Source organism: Pseudomonas sp. TZ252, assembly GCF_056110345.1.
Genome location: NZ_CM148566.1, coordinates 2,992,351 through 3,005,634, shown reverse-complemented (window position 1 = coordinate 3,005,634; position 13,284 = coordinate 2,992,351). Strand labels below are relative to the sequence as shown.

Genomic DNA, 13,284 nt, shown 5'->3' with positions numbered 1-13,284 from the left:
CGGGAATGCCGGAACGGTGCCGCAAGCCGGCGCGCGCGTCAATCGCGCCGCCGGTGGCGTAGGACGCTTACTTGCAGGTGGGCTTGTCGGCGACGAAGCGCTCGGAGGGATCGACCGCGACGTGGAATTTGCGCAAGCCCTTGGTGCCCATCAGGAACGGATAGTTGAAGGCGCTGCGGTCGGTGAGGTTGACCTCGATGGTCTTCATCGCTCCGCCCAGGCAGACCTGCAGGTCGATCACCGGGCGTTCGCTCAGGCGGTCCTCATCCTCGTCCTCGCCGTTGCGGTTGTCGGCGCGGTTCTTGATCTTGCCGATGCGCGCCAGCTTGTGCTCGAACACCGAGCCATCGGCCTCCTTGGTGGCCAGCCGGAAGCGCACCCACTCCTCGCCGTCGCGCTGGAACAACTCGATGTCCTTGGCCGACAGCGAGGAGGTGTAGGCGCCGGTGTCCATCTTCGCCTGCAGGGTGCGGTCCAGCTCCGGCAGGGAGACCCATTCGTAGCGGCCGTAGAGGTTGGGTTCGGCGGCGAGGACCGGCAGGGCGAACAGCGAGAGCAAGGCAAGGGCACGCTTCACGCGGGCATCTCCTGAAGTGATACGAGGTCCACATAGGACTAGCACGGCGCGGTTTCGTTCGCCACGCCGGCGGCTTGGGCGGCGCGGCGCGGATGCGTATGATGGGCCGCGTCGACCCACACCCAGGACAGGGAAACCAACCATGCGGGAACTGTTGACCGGCCTGACCAGCAGCCTTCTGCTGCTTCTCAACACGCTGATCCTGATCGGCCCGATGATGCTGATCGCACTGCTCAAGCTGGTGCTCCCCGGCCAGCGCCTGAAGGACCTCTGCTCCAGGGGCGTGATGTGGATCGCCGAGACCTGGGCGGAGATCGACAAGTGGATCTTCGCCACCTGCACGCCGACGGTCTGGGACGTGCGCGGCGCCAGCGACCTGCGCCAGGACACCTCGTACCTGGTGGTGAGCAACCACCAGTCCTGGGTCGACATCCCCGCCTTGATCCAGGTGTTCAACCGGCGCACCCCGTACTTCAAGTTCTTCCTCAAGAAGGAGCTGATCTGGGTGCCCTTCCTCGGCCTGGCCTGGTGGGCGCTGGAGTATCCGTTCATGAAGCGCTATTCCAAGGCCTTCCTGGAGAAGCACCCGGAACTCAAGGGCAAGGACCTGGAGATCACCAAGGCCGCCTGCGAGAAGTTCAAGCGCATCCCGGTGACCGTGGTGAACTACCTGGAAGGCACGCGTTTCAGTGAGCAGAAGAAGGCCCGGCAACAGTCGCCCTATCGCCACCTGCTCAAGCCCAAGGCCGGCGGGGTGGCCTTCGTCCTCGCCGCGCTGGGCGAGCAACTGGACGCCCTGCTCGACGTCACCGTGGTCTACCCGAGCGACAAGGTGCCGGGATTCTGGGACCTGCTCTGCGGACGGGTGCCGAAGGTGATCGTCGACATCCAGACCCGCCCGATCGATCCCGCCCTGTGGCAGGGCGACTACGAGAACGACCCGGTGTTCCGCCAGTACGTGCAGGAATGGGTCTCGCGCATGTGGGAAGAAAAGGACGAACGCATCGCCCGCTTGCGGCAACTGCGCTGAAGTACCGGCCGAAACACACCCATCTCGTAGGGCGGATAACGCCGGGGGCGTTATTCGCCCTACCGGTGCAGGCAACGAATATCCGGGCGCCGCACCCACTTCGTAGGGCGAATAACCGCAGCGCGGTTATCCGCCGATCCGCTGGCGGCAGATCAGAGCAGCGACGAGCCGCCCGCCTTGCTCACTCCCCAGAGATTGCTCAGGCTGCCCAGCAGCTCGCTGTTGGCGCCCTGCTTGCCGAAGTAGTCGACCAGCACCTGGGCGAACTTCTCGGTCATCCCGCTATCCATGCCCAGGGTGCCGAAGGCCTTGTTCACGTCGCCCATGCTGTCCGCATTGCCGAGCAGCGAACCGAGGCCCTTGCTGTCGCCGCCGCTCTTGCCGAGCACGTTGCCGAGCCCGCCGAGACCGGCCAGGGCGTTGTTGCCGGCCAGCTTGTCGAGGCCGGGGATGGTCTTAACCAGTTGTGAATAATCGTTGCCGGCCAACTGGTTCTTGGCCAGGCCGAGCAGGGCGCCGGTACCGCCGACCGCCTGCTCCTGGCTGACCCCGAGCTGGCCGGTGAGTGCGCCGAGCAGACCGCTGGTCTGCGGGGTGGTGGCTACCTGGGCGGAGTCGCCCTGGGATGCCCCGGCGACCGCCTTGGCGGCATCCCCGAGATTGAAGGCGAACGCGGAGGCGGCGCTGAGCAGCAGGGCCGCGGCCAGGGTAGCGTGGGTGGTGACGCGCATCGGCAATTCCTCATGAGATATCGAACGCCCCGGCCGCATTCGCAGGCCGGGGTGAGATTTCGACCGACCGGCCGGTGCCTTGTTCCCCAACCTTGGTCGGGTCACTTGGCCTTCGGCTTGTCGGCCTTGCCCTTGGCGGCGGCGCCTTTCTTCGCCGCCGGCTTCCTCGCCGCCGTCGCGCGGCCCTTGGGCGTCTCGCCGGCGCCGGATTTCTTGCGTGCCGCCGGCTTCGGCGCGGCGCCCTTGCGGTAGCCGACGCCGTCCTTGGCGTCGTAGAAGAAGGTGACCGTCTCGCCCTCTTTCACCTCGCCCTTGAGCATCGCCGTGGCCAGGCGCGTCTCCAGTTGCTGGCGGATCTGCCGCTTCAGCTCGCGGGCGCCGAACTCCGGCTGGTAGGCCTCTTCGGCGAGGTGGCCGACCAGGCTGTCGTCGATGTGCAGGTAGATGTCCTGAGCGTGCGCGGCGCGCTTCACCCGCTCCAGTTGCAGGCGCACGATGTCCTCGATCTGCGCCTTGCTCAGCGACTCGAAGACGATCACCTCGTCGAGGCGGTTGAGGAATTCCGGGCGGAAATGTCCGCGCAAGGTAGTCATCAGTTCGCGCTTGAGCTTCTCCGGCGGCTGGGCGAACTCGCCGGCCTGGGCGTTCTTCATGATCAGCTCGGAGCCTAGGTTGCTGGTGGCGATGATGATGGTATTGGTGAAGTCCACCACGCGCCCCTTGCCGTCGGTCAGGCGGCCGTCGTCGAACACCTGCAGGAGGATGTTGTTGACGTCGGCGTGGGCCTTCTCGATCTCGTCGAGCAGGATCACGCTGTAAGGCCGCCGGCGCACCCGCTCGGTGAGCTGGCCGCCCTCGTCGTAGCCGACGTAGCCCGGCGGCGCACCGATCAGCCGGGACACCGCGTGGCGCTCCATGTATTCGCTCATGTCGATGCGGATCATCGCGTCTTCGTCGCCGAACACCACCTCGGCCAGGGCCTTGGCCAGCTCGGTCTTGCCCACCCCGGTCGGGCCAAGGAACAGGAAGGTGGCGATCGGCCGGCTGCCCTGGCGCAGCCCGGCGCGGGCCAGGCGCACGGCGTCGCTGACCGCGGTGATCGCTTCCTGCTGGCCGATCACCCGCTGGTGCAGGCGCTCTTCCATCTGCAGGAGCTTCTCGCGCTCCTCGGCGGTCAGTTCGGTGACCGGGATGCCGGTGAGCCTGGAGATGATCTCGGCGATGTCCTCGACCCGCACCTCCTCGGTCTTCGACCCCTGGGTCTGCTGCCAGCGCTCGGTGATCTGCTCGAGGTGTTCCTTGCGTTCCTGGATGCGTTTCTCGAAGACCTTCGCCTCGTCGTACCACTTGCGGCTGGCGGCGTAGTCCTGCTCGCGCTTGAGCTGCGCCAGCTCGGCCTCCAGTTCCTGGATCTCGGCCGGCCGCGAGGTGCTGGCGATGCGCACGCGGGCGGCGGCCTGGTCGATCAGGTCGATGGCCTTGTCCGGCAGGAAACGGTTGCCGATGTAGCGATCGGACAGCTCGGCGGCGGCGACGAAGGCCTCGTCGCGGATGGTCACCTTGTGGTGGCCTTCGAGCTTGTCGCGCAGGCCACGGAGGATGGAGATGGTCTGCTCCACCGTCGGCTCGGGGACGAACACCGGCTGGAAGCGCCGCTCCAGCGCGGCGTCCTTCTCGATGTACTTCTGGTACTCGTTGAGGGTGGTGGCGCCGATCAGGTTCATCTCGCCACGCGCCATCGCCGGCTTCAGCACGTTGGCCACGTCCAGCCCGCCTTCGCCGCCGCCCTGGCCGGCACCGACGATGGTGTGCACCTCGTCGATGAACAGGATGATCTCGCTCTGCGCCGCCTGCAGTTCGTCCATCACCTGCTTGAGGCGTTCCTCGAACTCGCCGCGGTACTTGGCGCCGGCGACCATGGCGTTGATGTTCAGTTCGACCAGGCGCTTGTCGCGCAGCACCTCCGGCACCTCGCCCTGGACCATGCGCTGGGCCAGGCCTTCGACGATGGCGGTCTTGCCGACGCCGGGCTCGCCGATCAGCACCGGGTTGTTCTTCTTGCGCCGGGCGAGAACCTCGATGGTGGTCTCGACTTCCTTCGAGCGGCCGATCACCGGATCGAGCTTGCCTTCGCGGGCCAGCCGGGTCAGGTCGCGGCTGAACTTGTCCAGTTGCGGAGTGTTGCTCGGGCCGTCCACGCGGCCGTCCTCGGCGCCCTTGCCGACCACCTTGACCGCTTTCTGCCGTAGCGCCTGCTCGGTCAGGCCGTACTTCTTCAGGAGCGTCCCGGCGAAGCTGTCCGGCACCGCCGCCAGGCCGAGCAACAGGTGCTCGGGGCCGACATAGCTGTGGCCGAGTTCGCGGGACAGGGCGAAGGCATGCTGCAAGGCGCTCTTCACCCGCGGCGAGATGGTCATGTCCTCGCTCGCCTCGCCCTTGCTGGCGCCGCGCACGGCGTTGGCCTCGATGTACTGCTTGAGGTCGGCCGGCGACAGGCCGAACTGCTTGAGCACCGCCTGCACCACGTCGGCGTCGGCCAGGGCGTAGAGCAGGTGCTCGGTGTCCACTTCGCGCTTGCCGAATTCGGCGGCGACCTGCGCGGCGCGTTGCAGGTACTCGGTGGTCTGCTTGCTGAAGTATTCGGCGATGTCCACCGCCTCCGGCTCGCGGGCGCGCACCGGGGTGACCGGGCTCTGCTCGCCGAAGCCGGAGAAGATCTCGTCGAACGGGCTGCCGCCGCCGAACAGCGACTCCAGCGGCGAGCGCATGCGCTGCTGGCGCATCAACTGGCGGTAATGCAGTTCGCAGAGGGCGAGTTCGCGGCGCTGGCCGTTCTGTACCAGGCTGACGCGGGCGACGGCGGGACGTTCGTGGCAGATAGCGCAAAGTTCCTGGGCCATGGGAGGACTCCTGTTTCCACGGAAGGTGGGCTTCGGCGACGGCAGCGGCGACCGGGGTCGCCGAGCGCTGCGTGGAGAACATCGCGACAAGGCGGTGAAGCACGCGCCGTCGAGCATGCAACGCGGGACATGTCCGTGCGATGACGAAGCGCCGGCGTCGCATCCGCAGCCACTGACGGGGTGACTCTTGAGTACTAGCACAGCAGCCGGCGAGCGCCAGCGCTTCGGCTTGACCCAGGACAATGAAAGGCGACCTCTCTGGCCGCGACTTCCGCCGCAATGCCCGCTGTTCGCCCCGATCCGGTCGTCGGCCGTCCCATCGCGGCGAGAACTTCTCTATGCTTGGGCCCTGTCCGCCCGAGGGAGCCCATCCATGAGCGAGCCGTTCCAGCTCACCCCCCGCATCGCCCGCCAACTGCCCTGGCTGGTCGCCGTCGCCTTCTTCATGCAAGCCCTCGACGGCACCATCCTCAACACCGCACTACCGAGCATGGCCAGTTCGCTGAACGAAAACCCGCTGCGCATGCAGGCGGTGGTGATCGCCTACCTGCTCACGGTGGCCCTGCTGATACCGGCCTCGGGGTGGATCGCCGACCGTTTCGGCACACGCCGGGTATTCCTCGGCGCGGTACTGCTGTTCAGCCTCGGCTCGTTGCTTTGCGCGCTGTCGCCGAGCCTCGAACTGCTGGTCGGCGCGCGCATCGTACAGGGCGTCGGCGGCGCGCTGATGATGCCGGTGGGACGGCTGGTGATCCTGCGCGTCTACCCGCGCCAGGACCTGGTGCGGGTGCTCAGCTTCGTCACCATTCCCGGCCTGCTCGGCCCGCTGGCGGGACCGACGCTGGGCGGCTGGCTGGTGGAGTACGCCTCCTGGCACTGGATCTTCCTGATCAACCTGCCGGTCGGCCTGCTCGGCTGCCTGGTGGCGATGAAGCTGATGCCGGACCTGCGCAGCCCGGTGCCGAGCCGTTTCGACAGCATCGGCTTCCTGCTCTTCGGCGGCTCCATGGTGCTGATCTCCATCGCCCTGGAAGGGCTCGGCGAGCTGCACCTGTCGCACCTGCGCGTGGTCCTGCTGCTGATCGGCGGACTGGTCCTGCTCACCGCCTACTGGCTGCGCGCGCTACGCATCGACAAGCCGCTGTTCCCGCCGAGCCTGTTCAAGGCGCGGACCTTCGCCGTCGGCATCCTCGGCAACCTGTTCGCCCGCCTGGGCAGCGGCGCCCTGCCCTTCCTCACCCCGCTGTTGCTGCAGGTGGGACTGGGCTACCCGCCCTCCACCGCGGGCATGACCATGATCCCGCTGGCGCTGTTCGCGATGGTCGCCAAGCCGATGGCCAAGCCACTGCTGGACTTCTTCGGCTATCGCAAGCTGCTGGTCGGCAACACCCTGATCCTCGGCTGCCTGATCGCCGGCTTCGGCCTGGTCGACCAAGACACCCCCTACGTCTGGCTGCTGCTGCACCTGAGCCTGCTCGGCGCGGTGAACTCCCTGCAATTCACGGCGATGAACACCCTCACCCTGATCGACCTGCAGGACAGCAACGCCAGCAGCGGCAACAGCCTGATGTCGGTGGTCGTGCAGTTGTCGATCAGCCTCGGCGTGGCTTGCGCGGCGGCGTTGCTGGGCGGTTTCCAGACCGACCTGGATACGGGGCAGGACACCGTACTCGGCGCCTTCCACGCCACCTATGTCAGCGTCGGCCTGATGTCGATGCTGGCCGCGGCGATCTTCTTCCAGCTCGGCAGCGAGGACGGTCGCACCAGCCCGCGCCGGGTCGATCCGGAAAAGGACCCGGACCTCTAGGATGGCCTGGATCGCTACGCTCAAGCGCTGGGCTCGCGAGCTGAAGACCGAGGTCATCGTCCTCTGGCTGTGCAGCCGCCATCCGCACATGCCCTGGCTGGCCCGACTGGTGGCTCTGCTGGTGGTGGCCTATGCGCTGAGTCCGATCGACCTGATCCCGGACTTCATACCGCTGCTCGGCTACCTCGACGACCTGTTGCTGGTGCCGCTGGGGATCTGGCTGGCGATCCGCCTCACCCCACCCACGCTGCTCGCCGAGTGCCGCGCGCGGGCTCGCGAGGTCGAGACGCACCCGCGCAACCTGTGGATGGCTGCGCTGATCGTGCTGTTCTGGGTGGCGCTGGGCGCTGGACTGCTGCGCTGGTTCTTCTACTGAGCGGCGAGCGCGCTGCAGGTAGGTTTGCGGGTGAAGGTTCGGGACACGTCGACCGCGCCGAGGTGTTCGAGCGTGCGGCGGCCGAGCAGCACCGGATAGTTCATGTTGCCGCGGTCGCGCAGGGAGAACTGCTCGCGCAGCAGCTTGGCGCCCAGGCAGATGTCCATCGCCACCACCGGACGGCTGTCGCTGCCGCCGGCGCCGCGTACCTTGATCAGCCGCAGCACCTTGCGCTCGAAGGTCACGCTGACCGGCGCCTTGCTGTCGGCGGTGGGCAGCACGACATCGAAGCGCACCCAGCGCTCGCCGTCCTTCCTGTAGCGATGGATATTCCTCGCGTCCAGCGACGAGGTCAGCGCGCCGGTATCCAGCTTGGCCTTGGCCTGCATGCGCTCGGGCATCAGCCAGGACTGCTCGATCCAGCCCCAGTGCTCGGTGGCGGCATGGCAGGACGCGGAAGAGAACGACAGCGACAACAGCGCGGCGAAGGCCAGACGACGGGATTGCACAGGCTTCATCGAAACGACTCCGAACGGGACCGGGCCACTCTGGGCGGGAACTCGTCAAGACAGGGTGAACGGCAGGCGAAGACAGTGTGACGGTTTTCTCCGGGCAATAAAAAACCCGGATGCTTCCATCCGGGTTCTTCGGGCTGGGGCCCAGGGATCTTAGTTGATCACCTGAACGCGCTCGGCCTGCATGCCTTTCTGGCCTTGTACGACTTCGAAGCTGACCTTCTGGCCTTCGGCCAGGGTCTTGAAGCCGTTACCTTCGATGGCACGGAAGTGAACGAAAACGTCCGGGCCGCTTTCCGGGGTAATGAAGCCGTAGCCTTTGGTTTCGTTGAACCACTTAACGGTGCCGTTCTGACGGGACATTGCAAGTTCTCCTTGGAACTATGGGTATTGATTTAGCCACGAAATCGTAGCCGGTAACTGAGTTGCAAGGAGTTACAAGGAGTCGAGCAGGACGGGCTGGAATTTCCGACCGCATCAGGTCACGATCGACGGCGACCCATGCAAACACAGTGTCAGCACTCTACGACAAAAAACTGAGGAAAGCGAACCTGTATAAAAATACAGAAACGCGCTTTTTTCGTTTTTCGGACGAACGGTACTGGCCAAAGATACATTGCCTGTCGCTGCTGCTCCGGCGGCGATCGCACGCGGCAAGCCGCCGCAGGCTGCTAGACTAGCCGCTCGTATCGCCTGCCGAGCCCTGCCCCGTGACCTCCACCGCTTTCTCCTCGCTGCCGCTTTCCGCGGACCTCCTGGCCAATCTCGACTCCCTCGGTTACCGGGAGATGACGCCGATCCAGGCGCAGAGCCTGCCGCTGATCCTCCAGGGCCACGACCTGATCGCCCAGGCCAAGACCGGCAGCGGCAAGACCGCGGCCTTCGGCCTCGCCCTGCTCAGCCCGCTGAACCCGCGCTACTTCGGCTGCCAGGCGCTGGTGCTGTGCCCGACCCGCGAACTGGCCGACCAGGTCGCCAAGGAGATCCGCCGGCTGGCCCGCGCCGCCGACAACATCAAGGTCCTGACCCTCTGCGGCGGCGTCCCCTACGGCCCGCAGGTGGCTTCGCTGGAGCACGGCGCGCACGTGGTGGTCGGCACCCCGGGGCGCATCCAGGAGCACCTGCGCAAAGGCACCCTGGTCCTCGACGGGCTCAATACCCTAGTCCTCGACGAAGCCGACCGGATGCTCGACATGGGCTTCTACGACAGCATCGCCGAGATCATCGGCCAGCTCCCCGAGCGCCGGCAGACCCTGCTGTTCTCCGCCACCTACCCGGACGGCATCGAGAAGCTGGCGAAGACCTTCATGCGCGATCCGCGACAGGTGAAGGTCGAGTCGCTGCACGCCGACAGCCAGATCGAGCAGCGCTTCTTCGAGATCGATCCGAAACAGCGCATGGACGCCGTGGTACGCCTGCTCCAGCATTTCCGGCCACAGTCCTGCGTGGCCTTCTGCCAGACCCGCCAGCAGTGCCAGGAGCTGGCCGACGCACTGAAGGCGCAGCGGATTTCCGCCCTGGCCCTGCACGGCGACCTGGAGCAGCGCGAGCGCGACCAGGTCCTGACGGTGTTCGCCAACCGCAGTTGCAACGTACTGGTGGCCACCGACGTGGCCGCCCGCGGGCTGGACATCGCCGCCCTGGAAACGGTGATCAACGTCGAGCTGGCGCGTGACCCGGAGGTCCACATCCATCGCATCGGACGCAGCGGTCGCGCCGGCGAGAAAGGCCTGGCCCTGTCGCTGGTGGCGCCGGCCGAGGCCAGCCGCGCGCAGGCCATCGAGGACCTGCAGAAGCAGCCGCTGGCCTGGTACGCCCTCGGCCAGTTGAAGGCCAGCCCGGAGCCATTGCTGCCGCCGATGAGCACCCTGTGCATCGCCGGCGGACGCAAGGACAAGGTGCGCCCCGGCGACCTGCTCGGTGCCCTCACCGGCGACGCCGGGCTGCCCGGCAGCGCGGTGGGCAAGATCGCCATCTTCGACTTCCAGGCCTTCGTCGCCATCGAGCGCGGCCTCGCCCACCAGGCCCTCAAGCGCCTGAGCGAAGGCAAGATCAAGGGGCGCTCGTTCAAGGTCCGCCTGCTGTAGCGCGCCGCCGCTTCGCTCGCCGGGCCCGCTCCGGCGCGCGATATCGCCGCCGGGTAACGTCCGGCGCGGCGACGACGTCTTAGCGTTCGCAGGCACGAAGCCTGCATCCGCCAGATGCCCGGCTCGACCGAGTTGCCCACGGCAGCGTTTCCTGCGACTGCGGCGGGCAGCGGACTTCCAGTCGCGCGAAATCGGCCGATTGAATTAGCCGGACAGGCCACATAGGCTGAACCACGGACCATCGGATAGCACTCCGCCCCATGCCGCCCTCTTCGTTGACACACACGCTCCGCCGCCTCTGGGCCCTCGACAAGTTCGCCTACAGCCTGCGGGTGTTCATCGCCCTGGCCGGCGCCCTGCTGCTGTGCTGGTGGCAGGACCGCATCGAGCTGCTGATCCCGCTGTTCCTCGGGATCATCGCCAGCGCCCTGGCGGAGACCGACGACAACTGGCTCGGCCGCCTGCAAGCGCTGCTGGTGACCCTGCTGTGCTTCAGCGTCGCCGCCTTCGCCGTCGAGTTGCTGTTCCCCTATCCCTGGCTGTTCGTTTCCGGGATGGCGCTGTCGGCGTTCGGCATGATCCTCCTCGGCGCCCTCGGCGAGCGCTATGCGGCGATCGCCTCGGCGACCCTGATCCTCTCGATCTACACCATGATCGGCGTGGACCAGCGCGGCGGCGAGGTCGCCGATGTCTGGCACGAACCGCTGCTGCTGGTGGCCGGGGCGGCCTGGTACGGGCTGCTCTCGGTACTGTGGAACGCGCTGTTCTCCAACCAGCCGGTGCAGCAGAGTCTTTCCCGCCTGTATTTCGAGCTGGGCGAATACCTGAGGATCAAGTCGAGCCTGTTCGAACCGTTGCGCCAGCTCGACGTGGAGGGCCAGCGCCTCGCCCTGGCACGGCAGAACGGCAAGGTGGTGGTGGCGCTGAACCAGGCCAAGGAGACCATTCTCAACCGTCTCGGCCATGGTCGGCCGGGCCCCAAGGTGAGCCGCTACCTGAAGCTCTATTTCATCGCCCAGGACGTCCACGAGCGCGCCAGTTCCTCGCACTACCCGTACAACCGGCTGGCCGAGGCGTTCTTCCACAGCGACGTGCTGTTCCGCTGCCAGCGCCTGCTCAACCAGCAGGGCAAGGCCTGCCAGGCCCTGGCGCGGGCTATCCGCCTGCGCCAGCCGTTCGACTACGCCGACCGCGAGCTGGCCCTGGAGGACCTCCAGGCCTCGCTCGAACACCTGCGCCAGCAGAGCAACCCGGCCTGGAAGGGCCTGCTGCGCTCGCTCGGCGCCCTGGCCGCCAACCTCACCACGCTGGACCGCAAGCTGGCCGGGGCGAGCAACCCGGACGCCATCGCCGACGAACAGGACAGCGCCCTGCTCGACCGCTCGCCGCGCAGCCTGAAGGATGCCTTCGAGCGCCTGCGCCAGCAGCTCACCCCGACCTCGCTGCTGTTCCGCCACGGCCTGCGCATGTCCCTGGCGCTGACCGCCGGCTACGGCGTGCTGCACTGGATCCATCCGACCCAGGGCTACTGGATACTGCTCACCACGGTGTTCGTCTGCCAGCCCAACTATGGCGCGACCCGCCTGCGCCTGGTGCAGCGGATCCTCGGTACGGTGGTCGGCCTGGTGGTCGGCTGGGCGCTGATCGACCTGTTCCCCAGCCCGCTGGTGCAGTCGCTGTTCGCGGTCGCCGCCGGGGTCGCCTTCTTCGCCACCCGCAGCAGTCGCTATACCCTGGCGACGGCGGCGATCACCCTGCTGGTGCTGTTCTGCTTCAACCAGGTCGGCGATGGCTACGGGCTGATCCTGCCCCGCCTGTTCGATACCTTGCTGGGCAGCCTGATCGCCGGCCTCGCGGTGTTCCTGGTGCTACCCGACTGGCAGGGCCGCCGGCTCAACCGCATGCTCGCCAACACCCTCGCCTGCAACAGCCGCTACCTGCGGCAGATCATGCAGCAGTACGCCACCGGCAAGCGCGACGACCTCGACTACCGCACCGCCCGGCGCAACGCGCACAACGCCGACGCGGCGCTCTCGACCACCCTGTCGAACATGCTCCTGGAACCCGGCCACTTCAGGAAGGACGCCGAGATCGGCTTCCGCTTCCTGGTCCTCTCGCACACCCTGCTCAGCTATCTATCCGGCCTCGGCGCGCACCGCGAAAGCCTGCCCGAGGACGCCAGCGACGGCCTCCTGGAGCGCGCCGCCGAGCGGCTCTCCGCCAGCCTCGAGGAAATCGCCGCGAGCCTGGAACAGAAACGCCCGGTCGCCATCTACAGCGAAGAGGAGGAAGCGCTGGCCAAGGAACTGGAGCAGATGCCCGAGGACATGGACGACAGCCATCGCCTGGTACAGACCCAACTGGCGCACATCTGTCGCCAGCTCGCCCCGCTGCGCACCCTGGCCGCGCACTTGCTGAAGAAGGAACTGGCCGGCGCGCAGCCGCTGCCAGGCCAGCCCTAGCGCGCGCCGTAGCGCTCCAGCAGGCGCTGGTAGCTGCCGTCGTCGCGCATGCCGCGGATGGCCAGGTCGAAGCCGTCGACGATCTCGTCATGCCGGGGATTCCTCAGGCTCACCAGCAGGTGCAGGCCGTTCTCGCCAAGCGGGGTGGGCAGTACCTCCAGCTTGTCGCGCAAATCGGCCAGCTCGCCCTTGAAGGCGACCCCCAGCGCCAGCTCGTCCTCCACCGCCAGGTCGACCCGCCCCGCCTCGAGCATCCGCGCGGCGTTGGCGAAGCTGGTCACGTTGACCTTCTGCAAACGGCTGTCACGGTCGAATTCGGGCGCGTAGGCATAGTCGCGCACGACCGCGATGCGGTAGGGACGCAGGTCGCTCAGGCGGGAAAACTCGATACCCCGCCCCTTGCGTTGCAGCAGGCGGATGCGGTTGCTCAGGTAGGCGCGGGAAAACTGCCCGTAGAGGCTGCGGGCGGGCTCGTACCAGGCGCTCAGGGCGATGTCGTAGTCGCCGCTGCGCACGCCGTACAGGGCACGCGACCAGGGTACCTGCTGGAAACTCGAGTCGAAGCCGGCGCGCTTGAGCGCGGTGGTCACCAGTTCCACCGCCAGGCCGTTGCCAGGCAGGCGCGAATCGACGAAAGGCGGCCAGGAGTCGCCGACCAGGCGCAGGTTGGCGGCAGGCAGCGCGCAAGGGAGGAGCAATGTCAGCAGCAGGAGTGCGCATCGCAGCATGAAGGAGCGTCCCGGGAGTGGATCGCCACAGCATAGCCATCCCGACCCCGGGCACGCATGTCCCCGTGTCG

At 67.1% G+C, this 13,284-nt stretch carries 11 protein-coding genes; 5 read left to right on the top strand and 6 right to left on the bottom strand.

All coding sequences use genetic code 11. The features are described from left to right. Positions 1-67 precede the first annotated feature (67 nt). Positions 68-577, bottom strand: a complete 510-nt coding sequence (gene rloA2, locus ACYAF3_RS13790; RefSeq protein ID WP_003084733.1) for a retropepsin-like aspartic peptidase RloA2 — start codon at positions 575-577, stop codon at positions 68-70. 142 nt (positions 578-719) lie between these two features. Between rloA2 and ACYAF3_RS13785 the strand changes: the two genes are divergently transcribed. Continuing rightward, positions 720-1,607: an acyltransferase gene (locus tag ACYAF3_RS13785; RefSeq protein WP_003113270.1), complete on the top strand. Its 888-nt coding sequence runs from the start codon at positions 720-722 to the stop codon at positions 1,605-1,607. A gap of 152 nt (positions 1,608-1,759) precedes the next feature. Here the strand turns inward: ACYAF3_RS13785 and ACYAF3_RS13780 are convergent, their stop codons facing one another. Next, positions 1,760-2,338: a DUF2780 domain-containing protein gene (locus ACYAF3_RS13780; RefSeq protein ID WP_003084725.1), complete on the bottom strand. Its 579-nt coding sequence runs from the start codon at positions 2,336-2,338 to the stop codon at positions 1,760-1,762. A 101-nt stretch (positions 2,339-2,439) separates the two neighbouring features. Next, a complete protein-coding gene (gene clpG / locus ACYAF3_RS13775; RefSeq protein ID WP_003117917.1) occupies positions 2,440-5,238 on the bottom strand; it encodes an AAA family protein disaggregase ClpG in 2,799 nt (932 codons plus the stop codon). Positions 5,239-5,611: 373 nt separating this feature from the next. Between clpG and mdtD the strand changes: the two genes are divergently transcribed. After that, entirely contained in the window at positions 5,612-7,045 is a 1,434-nt protein-coding gene (mdtD, locus tag ACYAF3_RS13770) for a multidrug transporter subunit MdtD (protein WP_003084717.1), read from the top strand. Between the two features lies 1 nt (position 7,046). Continuing rightward, positions 7,047-7,421 carry a YkvA family protein gene (locus tag ACYAF3_RS13765; RefSeq protein WP_003142684.1) on the top strand — a complete coding sequence of 125 codons (375 nt, stop codon included), beginning with the start codon at positions 7,047-7,049 and terminating at the stop codon, positions 7,419-7,421. Here the strand turns inward: ACYAF3_RS13765 and rloA3 are convergent. After that, on the bottom strand, positions 7,415-7,939 hold the full coding sequence (gene rloA3 / locus ACYAF3_RS13760) for a retropepsin-like aspartic peptidase RloA3 (protein WP_003099931.1): 525 nt from the start codon (positions 7,937-7,939) through the stop codon (positions 7,415-7,417). The two genes, ACYAF3_RS13765 and rloA3, sit on opposite strands and share 7 nt — an antisense overlap. Positions 7,940-8,089: 150 nt before the next feature. Continuing rightward, positions 8,090-8,299 carry a cold-shock protein gene (locus ACYAF3_RS13755; protein WP_003084710.1) on the bottom strand — a complete coding sequence of 70 codons (210 nt, stop codon included), beginning with the start codon at positions 8,297-8,299 and terminating at the stop codon, positions 8,090-8,092. Positions 8,300-8,646: 347 nt separating this feature from the next. Here ACYAF3_RS13755 and dbpA point away from each other — a divergent pair, with 347 nt between their 5' ends. Both dbpA and yccS read left to right on the top strand, forming a co-directional pair. Beyond that, a complete protein-coding gene (gene dbpA, locus ACYAF3_RS13750) occupies positions 8,647-10,023 on the top strand; it encodes an ATP-dependent RNA helicase DbpA (protein WP_003084703.1) in 1,377 nt (458 codons plus the stop codon). Positions 10,024-10,283: 260 nt separating this feature from the next. Then, the gene (yccS, locus tag ACYAF3_RS13745) at positions 10,284-12,485 is read left to right on the top strand and encodes a YccS family putative transporter (protein WP_019371386.1); all 2,202 of its coding nucleotides are present in this window, start codon (positions 10,284-10,286) and stop codon (positions 12,483-12,485) included. Here yccS and ACYAF3_RS13740 read toward each other — a convergent pair. Further along, the gene (locus tag ACYAF3_RS13740) at positions 12,482-13,213 is read right to left on the bottom strand and encodes a substrate-binding periplasmic protein (protein WP_003109736.1); all 732 of its coding nucleotides are present in this window, start codon (positions 13,211-13,213) and stop codon (positions 12,482-12,484) included. The genes yccS and ACYAF3_RS13740 overlap by 4 nt on opposite strands. Between the last annotated feature and the right edge of the window lie 71 nt (positions 13,214-13,284).